This window comes from Delftia sp. 60 (assembly GCF_002754395.1).
GTDB lineage: Bacteria > Pseudomonadota > Gammaproteobacteria > Burkholderiales > Burkholderiaceae_C > Comamonas > Comamonas acidovorans.
On record NZ_PEFD01000001.1, the window covers coordinates 4724570 to 4740286 of the forward strand.

Annotated in this window: 14 protein-coding genes; 5 read left to right on the forward strand and 9 right to left on the reverse strand. The window is 69.4% G+C overall.

Annotation, left to right across the window (positions count from 1 at the left end):
* Nucleotides 1-23 precede the first annotated feature (23 nt).
* A complete protein-coding gene (locus CLV01_RS21390) occupies nt 24-878 on the reverse strand; it encodes an RNA ligase family protein (RefSeq protein WP_065345099.1) in 855 nt (284 codons plus the stop codon).
* 411 nt (nt 879-1289) lie between these two features.
* Nucleotides 1290-2147, reverse strand: a complete 858-nt coding sequence (locus CLV01_RS21395) for a LysR family transcriptional regulator (protein ID WP_099733248.1) — start codon at nt 2145-2147, stop codon at nt 1290-1292.
* Nucleotides 2148-2247: 100 nt separating this feature from the next.
* Here CLV01_RS21395 and CLV01_RS21400 point away from each other — a divergent pair, with 100 nt between their 5' ends.
* Nucleotides 2248-2631 (forward strand): tautomerase family protein, encoded by a 384-nt coding sequence (locus CLV01_RS21400; protein WP_034395446.1) that lies wholly within the window; start codon nt 2248-2250, stop codon nt 2629-2631.
* Nucleotides 2632-2667: 36 nt separating this feature from the next.
* Here CLV01_RS21400 and CLV01_RS21405 read toward each other — a convergent pair whose 3' ends face one another.
* The gene (locus tag CLV01_RS21405; protein ID WP_043822811.1) at nt 2668-3552 is read right to left on the reverse strand and encodes a LysR family transcriptional regulator; all 885 of its coding nucleotides are present in this window, start codon (nt 3550-3552) and stop codon (nt 2668-2670) included.
* 132 nt (nt 3553-3684) lie between these two features.
* On the opposite strand from CLV01_RS21405, the gene CLV01_RS21410 reads away from it, so the two are divergent.
* Nucleotides 3685-4674 carry a Bug family tripartite tricarboxylate transporter substrate binding protein gene (locus CLV01_RS21410; protein ID WP_013801719.1) on the forward strand — a complete coding sequence of 330 codons (990 nt, stop codon included), beginning with the start codon at nt 3685-3687 and terminating at the stop codon, nt 4672-4674.
* A 13-nt stretch (nt 4675-4687) separates the two neighbouring features.
* On the forward strand, nt 4688-6319 hold the full coding sequence (locus tag CLV01_RS21415; RefSeq protein WP_043822809.1) for a gamma-glutamyltransferase family protein: 1632 nt from the start codon (nt 4688-4690) through the stop codon (nt 6317-6319).
* A gap of 15 nt (nt 6320-6334) precedes the next feature.
* Here CLV01_RS21415 and CLV01_RS21420 read toward each other — a convergent pair whose 3' ends face one another.
* Together CLV01_RS21420 and CLV01_RS21425 are read right to left on the reverse strand one after the other, a co-directional pair.
* A complete protein-coding gene (locus tag CLV01_RS21420) occupies nt 6335-7330 on the reverse strand; it encodes a tripartite tricarboxylate transporter substrate binding protein (protein WP_013801717.1) in 996 nt (331 codons plus the stop codon).
* Nucleotides 7331-7356: 26 nt separating this feature from the next.
* On the reverse strand, nt 7357-8241 hold the full coding sequence (locus CLV01_RS21425; RefSeq protein ID WP_180288441.1) for an amidohydrolase family protein: 885 nt from the start codon (nt 8239-8241) through the stop codon (nt 7357-7359).
* Nucleotides 8242-8317: 76 nt separating this feature from the next.
* Between CLV01_RS21425 and CLV01_RS21430 the strand changes: the two genes are divergently transcribed.
* Both CLV01_RS21430 and CLV01_RS21435 read left to right on the forward strand, forming a co-directional pair.
* Complete coding sequence (locus tag CLV01_RS21430; protein ID WP_012206366.1) at nt 8318-9316, forward strand: LysR family transcriptional regulator; 999 nt, start codon at nt 8318-8320, stop codon at nt 9314-9316.
* A gap of 51 nt (nt 9317-9367) precedes the next feature.
* Nucleotides 9368-10573, forward strand: a complete 1206-nt coding sequence (locus CLV01_RS21435; protein ID WP_012206367.1) for an MFS transporter — start codon at nt 9368-9370, stop codon at nt 10571-10573.
* 12 nt (nt 10574-10585) lie between these two features.
* On the opposite strand, the gene CLV01_RS21440 is transcribed toward CLV01_RS21435, so the two are convergent.
* The 4 genes from CLV01_RS21440 to CLV01_RS21455 are packed head-to-tail and all read right to left on the reverse strand — an operon-like array spanning nt 10586 to nt 15446.
* The gene (locus CLV01_RS21440) at nt 10586-11719 is read right to left on the reverse strand and encodes an ABC transporter permease (protein WP_034395430.1); all 1134 of its coding nucleotides are present in this window, start codon (nt 11717-11719) and stop codon (nt 10586-10588) included.
* A gap of 1 nt (nt 11720) precedes the next feature.
* On the reverse strand, nt 11721-12935 hold the full coding sequence (locus tag CLV01_RS21445; protein WP_047219430.1) for an ABC transporter permease: 1215 nt from the start codon (nt 12933-12935) through the stop codon (nt 11721-11723).
* 13 nt (nt 12936-12948) lie between these two features.
* Complete coding sequence (locus CLV01_RS21450) at nt 12949-13998, reverse strand: HlyD family secretion protein (RefSeq protein ID WP_099733246.1); 1050 nt, start codon at nt 13996-13998, stop codon at nt 12949-12951.
* On the reverse strand, nt 13995-15446 hold the full coding sequence (locus tag CLV01_RS21455) for a TolC family protein (RefSeq protein ID WP_099733245.1): 1452 nt from the start codon (nt 15444-15446) through the stop codon (nt 13995-13997). Before CLV01_RS21455 ends, CLV01_RS21450 begins: the two co-directional genes overlap by 4 nt.
* Between the last annotated feature and the right edge of the window lie 271 nt (nt 15447-15717).

Here is a 15717-nt window from a genome sequence, read left to right on the forward strand (position 1 = left end):
GCGATGGGTCTGCGCTGCAGGCCTCACCAGCTTTTTGAAATATCGGCCGCAAAGATGTCTGCGCCTTCGCGCAGCCCGTTGGGGACGATGGGCCGTTCGCTGTGGTGCGAACCCGAGTCGAGGATGACCTGCACGAAGTCCGGCCGCACGAACTTGTAGCGCGCCACGGTCTGGCCGCCCTCCTCCACCTTGAGGTAGAGGCCTTCGGCCAGCTCGGAGCCGTCGGTCTGCCGCCAGCACAGCGGCAGGTCCAGCTTCTGGCGGGCCACCACCTGCTCGAAGGCCTGGCGCCAGCGCGCGCTGCGGCCCAGCGAGGGGGCCAGCAGCGCCAGCAGGTCCTGCATGCGCCGGGGCGCCGCCCCGCTGTAGAGCACGGGCACCGAGACCACGGGCACGCCGGCCAGCAGGGCATGGCGGCGCGGTGTGTCCAGGAAGCACTGCGCCGAGCGGTCCCAGATGTCGAACTCGCAGAACCAGTGCGGCAGCGCGTCGTAGAACAGCGAGTGCTTGGCGTACATCCACTCGCCAAACACCTGGTAGCGGTCGTCCAGCAGGGACAGCAGCGCGCCCTCATGGGCCTGGGCCCATTGCTTGAAGAGGTTGAACTGGCGCTCGCGCCCGCCGGGCCGCTCGCTGTCCAGGTAGTGGCCGCGCGACTGCAGCAGCAACTGGCCGTCGCCGGCAAAGCTCAGCGCGGCGTTGGCGCCGTCGAGTTTTTCCTCGACGACGATGTGCCGGCCGGCCAGCCGCTCATAGGGCACGGCGTCGTCCTGGTCACCGGACTGCAGGCGCGAGCCGCGCAGGTGCGGCGTGCGGGGGTATTTGAGGATCTCGACGCTCGAAAGAAAGTGAGCGCCTTGGGCAATGGATGGGGTCATGTCGTGCTTTCCGAAAACGATGCAGCACCCCACGGCGACATGCCGTGGAGCGGGAAAAGCCGACGACGACGCCAGGCGCCGCAATGCAGGGGATGCAGCGACAGCGCGGCCTGGCCCGTGGTGGCCGGGCCGGCAGGCTGTCGAAGGGGAAGATGGCAGGACTGTCGGCGCCGTCCGCAAACCGGACGGTCAGCCGCAAGCCCTCAAAAGGCCACGCACCGCAGCGCACACGCAAAAGACATCCGTGGCAAGGCCAGGATCAGCGTGTGACGAAGTCGTTCAGCAGGAAGCTGTGCGGCGGGGCATGGTGCACCTCGAAAGGGTGAGGGTGGATGGGAGGGGTGCGAGTCTATCGCCCGTTGCCCCGCAGGCACAAGCGGCTGCGCGCCATGCCGGGCCGATTGTTGGCTGCTAGCCACGCACGGCGGACTTGAAGGCGGCGCCCAGCGCATCCAGCGCCGCGCGCGGCCGGCCTTCGCGCACGCGGGTGTGCAGCAGCACGGGCAGGCGCGGCAGCGTGGGCAGGCCCAGGCGCGGGCCCACGTCCACGGCGCCCAGGGCCAGCATGCGCGGCGCCAGCGCGGCCACGCCCAGCCCCGCCATGACGGCGGCCGAGACAGCGGCCACGCCGCCGCCCACGAACACCTCGGTCCACGGCATGCGCGCCGAATCCAGCAGTTGCCCGGCCATGGCGCGCACGCCGCAGGGTTCGGCCAGCGTGGCCAGCGGCAGGGGCTCGCCCGCGCGGTGCTGCCAGCCGGGCGCAGCAAACCAGCCGAAGGGCTCCTCGGCCAGCAGCTCGCCGTCGTCACGCCCGGCATGCGTGCGAACGATCACCGTGTCGTACTCGCGCCGGTCAAACCCCTGCAGCAGCGGGCCGGACGATACGATGCGGATGTCGATCAGCAGCTGCGGGTCCTGCGCATTCATGCGGGCAATCAGGGCCGGCAGCTCCGGCCCGGCCACATGGTCGCTGATACCGATGGTCAGCCGCTGGCGCGTGCTGACGGCCAGCGCCAGTGCGCGCTCATGGGCCTGCAGCAGTTCGCGCGCATGGGGCAGGAAGTCGGCACCCAGCGCCGACAGCTGCACGTGGCGCGGCGTGCGCTCGACCAGCCGGCAGCCCAGCCGCTGCTCCAGCCGCTTGAGCTTGAGGCTGACGGCGGCCTGCGTGGTCTGCATGGCTTCGGCCGCGCGCGTGAAGCTGCCCAGCTCCGCGATGTGCACGAAGCTCTGCACGGCATCCAGGTCAAGGGGTCGTTGAATCATTGCAATCCATTATTACTGATATCAGCAATCATGGCTTTTCAAAATAGCTGGCACCGCCTACCTTCGAGGCTCCCACAACGCAAAGCAACGGAGCCACACCATGCCCATGACCCGGATCAACATGCGCGCCGGCAAGTCCCCCGCCTACCGCCAGGCCATCTGCGACAGCCTCTACCGCGCCATGCGCGAGACCTTCAACGTGCCGGAGGACGACCAGTTCATGACCATCACCGAGCATGACGGCGACAACTTCCGCTACGGCGCCTCCTATCTGGGCGTGGCGCGCAGCGACGATCTGGTGCTGGTGCAGCTCACGGTCAGCAACACCCGCAGCCTGGAGCAGAAGAAGGCGCTGTTTAGCCGCATCGCCGAGCTGCTGGTCGAGAGCCCCGGCCTGCGGCCCGAGGACGTGTTCGTCAACCTGGTCGAGGTGGACAAGGAGAACTGGTCCATGGGCCACGGGCTCGCGCAATACGCAACTTAAGACACGCGGATCGGCGCAACACCCACAGCGCCGCGCTCAGGCCGGCACCGCCAGCGCCGCCACGAACTGCTGGCCCACGGCGGTGATGATCTCGGCGCGCGCCGCCGTGCGCAGCTGCACCAGGGCGATCTGCCGGCTCTCGGCGGTCTGGGCAATGGGCAGCACGCGCAAGCGCGGGTCGCCCTCCCAGCCATGCCGCGCCAGATTGGGCAGCATGGCCACGCCCATGCCGTCGCGCACCAGCTCCACGATGGTCTCGATGGAGTTGAGCTCCAGGAACTCCTGGGGCTTGGCGCGCAGGCGGCGCAGCGTGCGTTCCACCAGCTCGCCCGTGTGCTCGGTGCGGTCGAAGCGGATGAAGGGATAGCGCTCCACCATGTCGGCGGGCGCCGCGGGCCGGGCGGCGCGCGGCGCCAGCAGCACCATGGGCTCGGCGTACAGCGGTGTCCAGACCAGCGAGGGGCGCTTGATGGCCGGGTTGTAGACCACCACGGCCGCATCCAGCTCATGGTTCTCCACCTGGGCGATCAGCCGGTTGGACTTGCCCGAGACCACATGCAGGTCCACCGCCGGATGGTGGCGCTTGAGCTCCAGCGTGGCGCGCACCAGCTGGCTCAGCGCCGAGACGATGGAGCCGAACTGCACGGTGCCGGCCAGCGGTGCGTCGGCCCGCGTGCCGTGCTTGGCCTGCTCGTACAGCGCCACCAGCTGGGTGGCTATGGGCACCAGCGCCCGGCCCTGCTCATTGAGCGTGACCAGCTTGCCCTGGCGCGCGAAGAGCTTGCGCTTGAGGTCGTTTTCCAGCGTGCGCATCTGCAGCCCCACGGCCACCTGGGTCAGCGCCACGCGCTGTCCGGCGGCGGTGAAGGAGCCCTCGGCCGCCACGGCCAGAAAAGTGCGAAGAATGCGCAGGCTTGGCATAAAAGTTTTACTTTCAAGATTCGTAAGAAATTCCAGCTTTCACCAAACAGTTTCTATCATCAAAATCGCTGGCAACCGATAGCCGATCGTCCTGATCGCACCCTCCCACTTCCCGGATTTCTGGAGATCTCCATGCCTGCACCCGTGTCCCGCCGCCTGCTCGTCTGCTGCGCCGCCCTGTTGACCTGCGCCACGCCCGGCTGGGCCGCGCCCGCCGCCGATGCCTGGCCCTCGCAGCCGCTGAAGATCATGGTGGGCTTTGCCGCCGGCGGCGCCAACGACATCGTGGCCCGCATCCTGGCCAAGGAGCTGCAGCAGCGCCTGGGCCAGAGCGTGGTGGTGGAGAACCGCGGCGGCGCAGGCGGCCTGATCGCCAGCGAAGTGGTGGCCAAGGCGCCCAAGAACGGCTACACGCTGCTGCTGGGCTCCATCGGCAGCAACACCGTGGCGCCCGTGCTGGCCAAGAAGCTGTCGTTCGACCCGCGCAAGGACCTGGAGCCCATCACCCTGGTGGCCGAGTCCGGCAACGCGCTGCTGGTGAACGCCGCCCTGCCCTACAAGACGGTGCAGGAAATGATCGAGGCAGCGCGCAAGGCACCGGGCAGCATCAACTACGCATCGTCGGGCAACGGCTCCACGCTGCACCTGGCCGGCGCGCTGTTCGCGCAGCAGGCCGGCGTGAACCTGGTTCACGTGCCCTACCGCGGCAACGGCCCGGCCATCACCGATGTGTCGGGCGGCCAGGTGCAGGCCATTTTCTCGGGTATTCCGCCCGCCATCACCTCGGCCAAGACCGGCCAGACCCGCATCCTGGCCGTGACCACGAAGCAGCGCGTCAAGAACCTGCCCAACGTGCCCACCGTCGCCGAGGCCGGTCTGCCCGGCTATGCCTTCACGTCCTGGTACGGCCTGTTCACCACGGGCGGCACGGACCCGGCCATCGTCGAGCGGCTGGCCCAGGAAGTGCGCAAGATCATGGAGCGCCCCGAAGTGCAGGCCCAGTTCGAGGCCCAGGGCCTGGACCCCGAGACCAGCGACCCCAAGTCCTTCAAGCAGCAGATCGACCGCGAGCTGACACGCTGGAGCCGCGACGTGAAGACCATGGGCATCACCGCCGACTGAGGCAGGTTCTTTCATGCACGCCTCTTCCTCTCCCTTCACTCCCGGCAATCCCTACGACTCCAGGCGGGTGCCCGTGTTCGCGCGCAATGCCGTGTCCACCTCCCATCCGCTGGCGGCGCAGGCCGGCCTGCGCATGCTGTGGGCAGGCGGCAATGCGGTGGACGCGGCCATTGCGGCGGCGGCGGCCATGACCATCGTCGAGCCGGTGAGCAACGGCCTGGGCTCGGACGCCTTCTGCATCCTCTGGGATGGCAAGGAACTGCACGGACTCAACGCCAGCGGCCGCGCACCGCAGGGCTGGGCGCCCGAATACTTCCACCAGCGCTATGGCCGCCAGGACAAGCCGCCGCGCCGGGGCGTGGACTCCATCACCGTGCCGGGCGCCGTCAGCGCCTGGGTGGCCCTGCACGAGCGCTTCGGCAAGCTGCCCTTTGACGCACTGATGGAGCCGGCCGCCGAGATCGCCGAGCGCGGCTACCTGGTGCCGCCCGTGGTCCAGCAGAAATGGGCCGCAGGCGCGCCCGAGCTGCAATCGCAGCCGGGGTTCAGGGAAAGCTTCCTGCCCCGGGGCCGCGCGCCGGAAGTGGGCGAGCTGTTCCGCTTTCCCGCCGCAGCGCGCGCCCTGCGCGCCATTGGTGCCACGCGCGGCAAGGCCTTCTATGAAGGCGAGATTGCCCGGGCCGTGACCTCGTTCGTGCAGCAGCACGGCGGCTGCCTGGGCATGGCCGACATGGCCGCGCACGAGGTGCAATGGGTGCAGCCGCTGGCCAAGGACTACCGCGGCCACACGCTGCACGAGATCCCGCCGGGCGGGCAAGGCATTGCCGCGCAGATCGCGCTGGGCATTCTGTCCAACTTCGACCTGGCCAGCCTGCCCGTGGATGGCGTGGCCTCCCAGCATCTGCAGATCGAGGCCATGAAGCTGGCCTTTGCCGACATCTACCGCTACGTGGCTGACGCGGACATGGAGGTGACGCCCGCACAGATGCTCGACGACGCCTACCTGGCCTCGCGCGCCAGGCTCATCGATCCGCGCCGTGCGCAGGACTTCAAGGCCGGCAACCCCGTGCGCGGCGGCACCATCTACCTGACGGCAGCCGACGAGAACGGCATGATGGTCAGCTTCATCCAGAGCAACTTCTCGGGCTTTGGCTCGGGCGTGGTGGAGCCGACCTTCGGCATCAGCCTGCAAAACCGCGGCCACGGCTTCGGCACCGACCCCCAGCACCCCAACCGCGCCAACCTGGTGGGCCCGGGCAAGCGCCCCTTCCACACCATCATTCCGGCCTTCCTGACCCGCGACGGCCAGCCCGTGATGAGCTTCGGCGTCATGGGCGGCAACATGCAGCCCCAGGGCCACATGCAGACTGTGGTGCGCATGCTGGACTACCGCCAGTCGCCCCAGGCGGCCTGCGATGCGCCGCGCTGGCGCGTCAACGAAGGCCTGGCCATCAACGTGGAAGGCGGCATGGAGCCGGCCACCATCGCCGGTCTGCAGGCGCTGGGCCACCAGGTGGAGGTCATCCACGACCCCTACCAGGACTTCGGCGCCGGCCAGTTCATCTGGCGCATGGGCGATCCCGCCGTGGAGGGCTACCAGATCGCCAGCGACCCGCGCCGCGACGGGCTGGCGGCCGGGTACTAGAAGTGCGCGCGGCGGCTACTCCGCGCGCAGACGCCCCTGCCGGGTCAGCCGCGCCGCCAGCGCGGCCTCTTCGCTGACCAGGCGCTGCAGCACGGCCGCGCTGGCCGGGAAGGGCTCGCTGCCCAGCTCGCGGATCAGGCGGCTGAACTCCGGGTCGGCCACAGACTGGGAGATCCAGCCATACAGGCTGTCCACGCTGGCCGTGGGCGCACCCTTGGGCGCGAACACGCCCACGAAGGTAGTGGCATCGAACACCGGCAGGCCCAGCTGGGCCAGGTCGGGCACATCGGCCAGCCCGCCCCCGGCGCGCGGCCCCAGCACGAACAGCGCGCGCAGGGCGCCGCTCTTGATATGCGGCGTGGAGCTGGTGATCTGGTCCACCACGGCATCGATCTGCCCGCCGATCAAATCGACCAGGGCCGGCCCCGATCCCTTGTAGGGCACGGGATTGACGCGCACCTTCACGGCATCTTCCAGCTGCAGCACGGCCAGGTGATTGGGCGAGCCCGGACCGGCATGGCCCACGGTCACGCTGCCATCCTTGGCCTTCATCGCCTTGATGAAATCGGCAGCGGTCTTGAAGCGCGCGTCGTTGGCGCGCACCACCACGACCACGGGCGTGCGGCTGACCACCGCAATGGGCGCAAAGCTGTCGGCGCGGTAGGGCAGCTTGATCATCTCGGGCAAGGTGCCCAACTGGCCCGGCGTGGCCACCAGCAGCGTATGCCCGTCCGGCTCGGCGCGCGCCACCCAGCCCGAACCCACGGCACCACCGCCGCCCGCACGGTTGTCCACGATCACGGACTGCCCCGCATGCCGGGCCAGCGGAATGCCCAGCGTGCGGGCCACGATGTCCACATTGCCGCCCGGCGCAAAGGGCACGACCAGCGTGAGCGGCTTGGCGGGAAATGCGCGCGCCTGCACTGCCGATGCAGCCGATGCCGCAGCCAGCGCCGCGAAAGATACCGCCGTGCGGATAAAGCCTCTGCGGCCCGATGTGATTCGATTCATTTTCTCTGTCTCCTGCTATTTGAAAATCAATGACCCCAATACAGGCGCGCGGGGTTATCGACCAATACCGTGTGCCTGTATTCCTCTGGAACCCAATCCATCAATGCCTGCGCCAATTCGCCAACAGAATTCGAACGGGCCTTTATTCCGGGATGCGGCCAGTCCGACCCCCATACGATCCGGTGCGGATTGGCCTGCACCAAGGCATGTGCAATGGGAACCACGGCCGGGTCCACGGCCGATGCCGTTGCCGATATCCGGTAGGCGCCCGAGAACTTCACCCAGGCCCGGCCTTCCTTCATCAGCGCCTGCAGGTTGCGGCTGCCCGGCCCGCCGGCGCCCAGCTGGCGCGACGGGTGGCCGAAGTGATCCACCACCACGGCCACGCCCATGTCGGCCACGCGCTGCGCCAGGCCAGGGTCTTCATCCACGTTCACCAGCAATTGCACATGCCAGCCCAGGCCCCGGATGCGGTCGGCCACGGCCCGCAGGCTGGAGACGGAGACCCCGCCCGAAAACAGCGCATTGCACCGTGCGCCGCGCACGCCCAGGGCGTGCAGCGCTTCGATCTCTGTATCCGGCGTGTCCTCGTAGATCACGGCCACGCCACGCATGCGGCCCGCCTCGGCATGGCGCAGCGTCTGCGTGAGAAGGCCGTGATCGCGGCCATACACGCTGGGCTGGACCAGAACGCAACGGTCCACGCCCAATGGGCGAAAGGCTTTCCAATAATCGTCCATGGACGCGGCAGCCGGTGTATAGGCGCGTTCCGCAATCAACGGAAAATCATCGGAACGACCAAATACATGGAAATGGGTATCGCAGGAATTTTCTGGAAACAGATATTGTTCCGCTGGATTTTCGACTGCGTCGCAATCACCGGCACAGCGGTTGAAACTGGGTGAATTCATGGGCATTCATTTCAAAGCTGGTGCATTGTCGTGACGCACGTAAAATTCAGTCAAGCTCATCTTTGTCATCATCAAAATGAACAGCATTCAACATGCAGACGGCGCGCCCCGGGCTCCGGTCAACCTGCGCAGCATCGACCTCAACCTGCTGGTGATCTTCGAGGCCCTGGTGGAAGAACGCAGCGTGGGCAAGGCCGCCGCGCGGCTGGGCATCACCTCCTCGGCCGTCAGCCATGCGCTGCGCCGGCTGCGCACCCAGTTCAACGACCCGCTGCTGCTGCGCACGGCCGAAGGCATGTCGCCCACGCCCGAGGCCGTGCGCCTGGCGCGCAGCTTCCGCAAGGCCTTCAGCGAGATCGAAAGCGCCATCGAGGTCAGCAAGGGCTTCGATCCGGCCACGGCGCGGCGCAATTTCCACCTGCGCCTGTCCGACTACGTGGGCGTGCTGCTGCTCCCGCAGCTGTGCATCCATCTGCGTGCGGTGGCGCCGGGCATCAGCCTGTCGGTGCAGTCCTTCGACGGCCGCCAGCCCTCGGACCGCGTCGAGTACGAAGGCGTGGAAATCCGCCTTTCCGTCTCGCGCGGGCGCTCGGTGCTGTCGGCGTCACGCCGCCTGCTGGACGACCAGTGGATGGTGCTGATGCGCAAGGACCATCCGGCCGCCGCCTCTCCGCTCACGCTGGAGAAATACCTGGAGCAGGGCCACCTGAAGGTCACGGGCGTGGGCAGCAGCATCGTGGATGAACTCCTGGCCGAGCGCGGGCTGGCGCGGCGCGTGATGTTCCAGGTGCCCACCTGGCTGGGCATGGTGCCCGTCATCGAATCCACCGACCTGGTGGCCGCCATGCCCGCGCACTGGATGCACAGCGTGCTGTCCGGCTCCAACTGCGTGGCGCGCCCCATGCCCCTTCCCGAGCTGGCCCTGTCCATCGACGCCGTCTGGCATCCGCGCAACGACCATGACGCGGGGCACAAATGGTTCAGGGAGCTGATCCACCAGATCTTCCAGGAGGCGTACAGCAAGTCCCTGCTCCAGCAGCGCCTGGACAGGGCTGGCACACGGAACAACGCTTAACCCAGCCCTCATGCTTTTCGGTGAAGATGCGGTCTTTCCGCCGCACAAGCCATGACACCAGAACAACACACTCCAGCGCTGCAGCGCCGCAACCTCGGCCTGCTCGTGGCCGCGCAATCGCTGGGGGGCGCGTCGCCGCCCATCATCATTTCGCTGGGCGGCCTGGTCGGCCAGCAGCTGTCCACCAATCCCACGGCCACCACGCTGCCGGTCAGCATCTACCAGCTGGGCCTGGCGCTGTCCACGCTGCCTGCGGCCTGGCTGATGCAGCGCATGGGGCGGCGCACGGCCTATGTGCTGGGTGCCATCCTGGGCGTGGTCTCGGGCGTGATCGCGGCCCAGGGCATTGCGCAATCGGACTTCGTGACCTTTTGCATCGGCACGGCGCTGGCGGGCTTTTACGCGGCCTGCGTGCAGAGCTACCGCTTTGCCGCCACCGACGCCATGACCGACCCCGCCGAGCAGGCGCGCGCCATCTCGCGCGTGATGATCGGCGGGCTGATCGCGGCCATCATCGGCCCGCAGGTGGTGATCTGGACGCGCGACGCCCTGCCCATGACGCCGTTCGCAGGCAGCTTCTACAGCCAGGCCGTGCTCGCCCTGCTGGCCCTGCCGCTGCTGCTGGGCCTGAAGCTGCCGCCGCCCCAGGCCCGCGCCGTGGCGGGCGAGGCCCGGCCGCTGGCCGAGATTGCGCGCACGCCGCAGTTCATCGTGGCGGCTTCGGCCGGCGTGGTCAGCTACGGCCTCATGGCCTTTCTGATGACGGCCGCGCCCATGGCCATGGTGGGCTGCGGCCACACGGTGGGCGAGGCGGCGCTGGGCATCCAGTGGCATGTGCTGGCCATGTTCGCGCCCAGCTTCTTCACGGGCCGGCTGATCGCGCGCTTTGGCAAGCGCCGCATCACGGCGCTGGGGCTGGTGATGATCGCCGCCTCGGCCCTGATGGCGTTGATGGGGCTGGAGCTGCTGCACTTCTGGGGCTCCCTGGTGCTGCTGGGCGTGGGCTGGAACTTCGGCTTCATCGGCGCCACGGCCATGGTCACCGAGTGCTACCGCCCTGCCGAGCGCGCCAAGGTGCAGGCTCTCAATGACTTCCTGGTCTTCGGCACCGTGGCCGTGGCCTCGTTCGGCTCGGGCCAGCTGCTGCACACGGCCGGCTGGGACGGCATCAACACCTGGCTGCTGCCCATCGTGGGCGTGGTGCTGCTGATGCTGGCCGTGCAGGGACGGGGTCGCGGCGCGGGCGCGCCGGCCTGAAGCCCCGACCGGTCAATCGCCAGGGTCCACGCGGCGGCTGCCCAGCCAGAGCACGGCCACCCAGCCCAGCAGCGCCAGGGCCAGCAGCACGGACAGATGCCATAGCGCCGCCTCCAGCGGGGCGCCGGCCTGGTTCAGTCGCAGCGAGGCCTGGATGGCGGCCGTGCTGGGTGACAGCCAGCGCAGCGCCTGCAGCAGTTGCGGCAGGGCCTCGGCCGGCCAGCTGAAGCCGCCGACGAAGGCCAGCGGGATGGAGGTGAACAGCACCACCTGCATGGCACGCTCGCGGTTGGCCAGCCACCAGCCCAGCAGCGCCGCCACGCCCGCCACGGCCGGGACGAAGACGGCCAGCAGCGCCAGCGCACCCCAGGGATTGCCGCCGCGCGGATAGTCGTGCCAGACGAAGATCCAGCCGAAGTAGTACAGGCCCGAGAGCCAGCCCAGCGTGCACAGCGCCAGCAGCCGCGCCAGCCAGGTGCGTGCCGGCGCCCTGTCCAATCCCTGCTCGCGCCAGGTTCCCACCAGCAGCGCGCCGCCCATGAGCAGTGTCTGCTGCAGGATGATGATGGCCACGGCGGCGACGACGAAGCTGCCGTAGCCTTCCGTCGGATTGAACAAAGCCTGCATCTGCAGGTTGACGGGCGAGCGGCTGGCCTGGGCCTGCAGTGCGCTCTGTCCGCCGGCCGTCAGGCGCCGCAGTTCCACCCCGGCCGAGACCGTGCCGAAGGCCTCGGCAAAGCCGTACTGCACCTGCTTGGCGGCCAGCGGGTAGGCACCGTTGGCATAGACGGGGACCACGGCCTCTTCGCTGCGCACCACGCGGCGCTTGAGGTCGCGCGGCAGCAGCGCGTAGCCCATGACGCGGCCATCCAGCAGGGCCTGCTGCGCCTGGGCCTCGTCGCCCGTGACCAGGGTCACCTCGATGCGCGGGCTGGCCTGGGCAAAGCGCAGCATCTGGCGTGCCAGGCCGCTGCCGTCGTGCTGCACCACGGCCACGGGCACGCGCTGCACGACCTCCTGCCCGTAGAACCAGGGATAGAAAAAGCCGTAGAGCACGGGCGCGCCCACCAGCAGCATGAGCACGCCCACATCGCCGAACACGGCACGCAGGGCGCTGATGAAGTCTTGCGCAAAGCCCCTGGCCATCTCAACGCCCTCCCCATTTGTCGGGGCGGGAAAGGCCGCGCGCCAGGCCTGCCGTGGCCAGCAGCAGCAACACCAGCGCGGCCAGCAATAGCCCGGCCACCACGGGCAGGCTCTGCACGATGGGCGCGCCCATCTGCAGCTGCTCTATCTGCAGCCGCGCATAGTGGGTATAGGGCATGGACAGGGCCCAGGCACGTGCCGAATCGGGCATGGCCAGTAGCGGAAAACCCACGCCGCTGAACGCAAAGGCCGGCGCCGACAGCAGGCCCGCGCCCGACAGCGCCGTGCGCAGCGACAGCGTGAGCGCCGCCAGCAGCGCCCCGGCCGCCAGGCTCACGGCGATCAGCAGCAGCAGGGCCAGCGCCACCCAGGCCAGGCTGGCAGCGCCCTGCCCCGGATGCCAGCCCCGTCCGGCCGTGAGCCACAGCATGGCCAGCGTACCGCCCAGGCCCAGGCTGGCCCAGGACAGCGCCAGCTTGCCCGCCAAGGCGCCCGCAATGGCGCTCCAGCCGGGCTTTCCCGGGCCCGCAGCCTCGGCCATCCACTGGCCCAGCGTGCGGTCGCGCAGCTCGCGCCCCACGGACCAGGCGCCGGCCGTCATGCCCAGGATGTGCAGCAGCGCGGGAATCAGCGCCGCCGCCAGGAACTGCTCGTAATTGGTGGAGATGTTGAACAGCGACACCAGGTTGGTGCGTATGGGCTCCATGCGCACGCGCAGCGCCTGGGCCGGGTCGCCGCGCTTGGCACGGGCCTGCATTTCCACGCCGGCCGACAGCGTTCCCACCACCTGGCGCAGGTCACGCTGGATCAGGCTGGAATGCGTGGCCAGCTGGGCGTTGTGCATGAGCACCACGTCGGCCCCCTGGCCCCGCTTGATGTCGCGCGCAAAGCCGGGCGGGATCTGCACCACGGCGTAGGCATTCATGGACTGCAGCGCCCATTGCGCCTCCGAGGCATTGAGCGCCTGCGACTGCACGGCCAGGCCCGGCGTGGCATCCAGCATGCGCACCAGCTGGCGCGACAGGGCGCTGTGGTCCTGGTCCCAGACGGCGACGGGCAGGCGCTGGACCAGTCCTGCCGAGAAGATCCAGACCATGAGCAGCAGTGCCAGCAGCGGCACCCAGCTGACCATGGCCAGGTCCCAGGGCCGCCCGCGCAGCAGACGCCATTCGCGCCGCAGGCTGGCGGCAAAGGCCGTGGGCGGGTTCGCGCTCACTGCCGCCGGCCGCTCAACGGCCGCCTTCCACGACCACGCTCATGCCGGGCCGCGCGCCCGCAATGGGCTGCTGCGGCCGCGCGCGGACCTCGAAGGTGCGCGCATCGAAGCCCTGGCCCGCACGCGTGGCGCGCCAGGTGGCGAAGTCGGGCAGCACCCCCAGGTAGTAGACCTCGAAGCCGGCCTCGCGGTTTTCCAGGCCCGGCAGGCGGCCGGTGAAGCGGCTGCCCTGGGCAAAGCGTGCAAGCTGGTCCTCGCGCACATTGAGCACCACCCACTGGTCGGCCAGGTCCACCACGGTGACCACGGCCACGCCCTGCGGGGACAGCTCGCCCTGGCGGGCCAGCACCTGGACCACCTCGCCGCCCACGGGGCTGCGCAGCTCGGTCTCGGCACGCGCGGCCTCCACCTCGGCCACCACGCCCTGCACCTGGCGTGCCTGGGCCTGGGCAGCGCTGCGATCCTCCTGGCGCGCGCCCGAAGCCGCCATTTCATACTGCGCACGCGCGGCCAGCGCCTGGTCGCGCGAGGCGCGCCAGTTGGCATCGGCTTCATCGCGCTTCTGGGCCGCAACCAGTCCCTGGTCGAACAGGCTTTGCACACGGCGCAGCGAGGTCTGGGCCAGGTCGGCGGCCGTCTGGGCGCGCTGCCAGTTCAGGCGCGCCATCTGCACTTCCTGCGGGCGTGCGCCGGCCTGCGCCTTGTCGGCCTGGGCCTGGGCGGCATCGCGCGCGGCCTCGGCCTGGGCCAGCTTGGCGCGCACCTCGGGGCTGTCCATCTCCACCAGCAAATCGCCAGGCTGGATCTTCTGGCCTTCGGTGACCCGCACCTTGGCAATGCGCGCCGTGACCTTGGGCGCGATGTCGGTCTCGCGTGCCTCCATCTGGCCCTGGAAATACAGGGGGGCGGGCTGCGCCGCACGCCAAAAGCCCCAGGCCACGAGCAGCAGCACGGCCAGCACGATGGCCAGGGCCAGCCAGGGGCGCCTGCGCCCCGGCGGCACGGGCGCGGGGCCGGGAGCTTCGGGGGCGCTGGGGGGATGGTCGGGCGTGGCTGTGCTCATGGTGCGTCGGGTGGGATCTGTATGTCGGCCTGGGCCATGAATCGGTCGAATTCCTCGCTCTGGCCCGTGCTCTCCAGCAGTGCGGCCAGGGCCTGCACATACTGGTTGGCCAGTTCGGCACGCTGGGTCTGGACCTTGGCGAGATTGAGGCTGGCATCGATCAGGTCCAGCGTGGTGCTGGTGCCTTCCCGCAGGCCGGCCTCGCGCAGCCGCAGCAGCTCGCGCGCAAGATCCTCCTGGGCCTGCTGGGCCTGGTACTGGCGGCGTGCCTGCTCCACGCCCAGCCAGTTCTTCTCGACCAGCAGCGCGATGTCGCTGAGCGCCTGGGCTTCGGTCAGCTCGGCCTGCTCGATCTTGCGCTGCGAGGAGGCGGCCAGCGCATCGCGGTCGATGCTGTCCCACAGCGTCCAGCGCACGGCCACGCCAGCCACCCAGTTGGGCTTGCCGCTGGTATTGACCTCGCGCGAACCGAAGGCCAGCAGCTGCGGCCGGCGCAGCGCCTCCTGGGCATCGTGCAGCGACTCGGCCTGGCGCTTCTTGGCCTGCACCTTGTCCAGACCCGGATGGTGCGACTGGGCCGCGGCGACAAAGCCGTCCAGCGGCGGCAGGGGCCGGCTGCTGACGAACAGCGGCGTGCTGGGCAGCACCTGCCGCTGCGCCTTGACCGTGCGCGCCAGCGCCGCTGCGGCCAGGTCTGCGTCGTCGCGCGATTTGCGCGCCTGCTGCTCGGCGTCGGCCAGCGCGGCACGGGCCTGCAGGCGTTCCAGCCGGGAGATCACGCCCGCCTTGAGCATGCTTTGCGCCGCCGTGTCATGCACGCGCACGCCTTCAAGCGCACGCTCGCGCAGCCGTGCGGCCCGCTCGGCCAGCTGGGCGCCAAAGTAGCGCTGCACCAGCAGCGAATGCAGGGCGTGGCTGCTGCTGGCGGCATCGGCCAGGGCTTCGTCGGTGGCAGCGTCCAGGCCACTGCGCACCGCATCGGACAGGCCGCCCAGGTACAGCGGCCAGACCAGGGACAGGCTGGCCGAGGCATTCGTGCTCTTGCGCTGCAAGGCATAGGAGGTGGGCAGTTGCGGCAGCGAGGGAATGGCCGGCCCCACCGAGGGCGGCAGCTGGCCGAGGACGCCGTCCAGGGTGCGCCGCGCAGGATCGAGATCGATGTCGGCATTGGCCGAGTAGCGGTAGCCCAGGCCCGTGATGGCCACGGAAGGCCCGCCCAGCCCCTGCGTACCCTGGCGTCTGAGGCGCGCGCTTTCCACGGCCTTGGCCGAGGCGGCCAGTTGGTCGGAGCCCTGCAGCAGCGCCTGGCGGGCCTGCGCGAAGCTCATCGCGGCGGCGGCCTGGGAGGCCGGAGCCTCCCCTGCAGCCTGGGCCGCCCCTGCGACCATGCCCAGCGCCGCCAGCCACGGCACAAGGCGCGCGGGCCGCGCAAGCAACGGAAAAAACATGGAAGCGCTCAATGGCATGAATGGGGGCGCCTTGCGTGGTTCACCGATGGTGGCGAAGCTTACACGGGCTTGCAGGCGGGCCCCCGTCGGACAAGGTCCTGTGCCTTGTGCCCCCGGCACTGTGCAGCAGGGCCGATTTGCGTGGCGTTCCATCCCATTTCTGTGCGCAGGTGCCGCGCCATGCCGCTACACTGGCGCCTGCCTGCGCGAGCATGTCCTGGCGGACCTGTCCGCAGGCCTTTTTTTTCTGCCCGGCATCGGCCCGATGCCC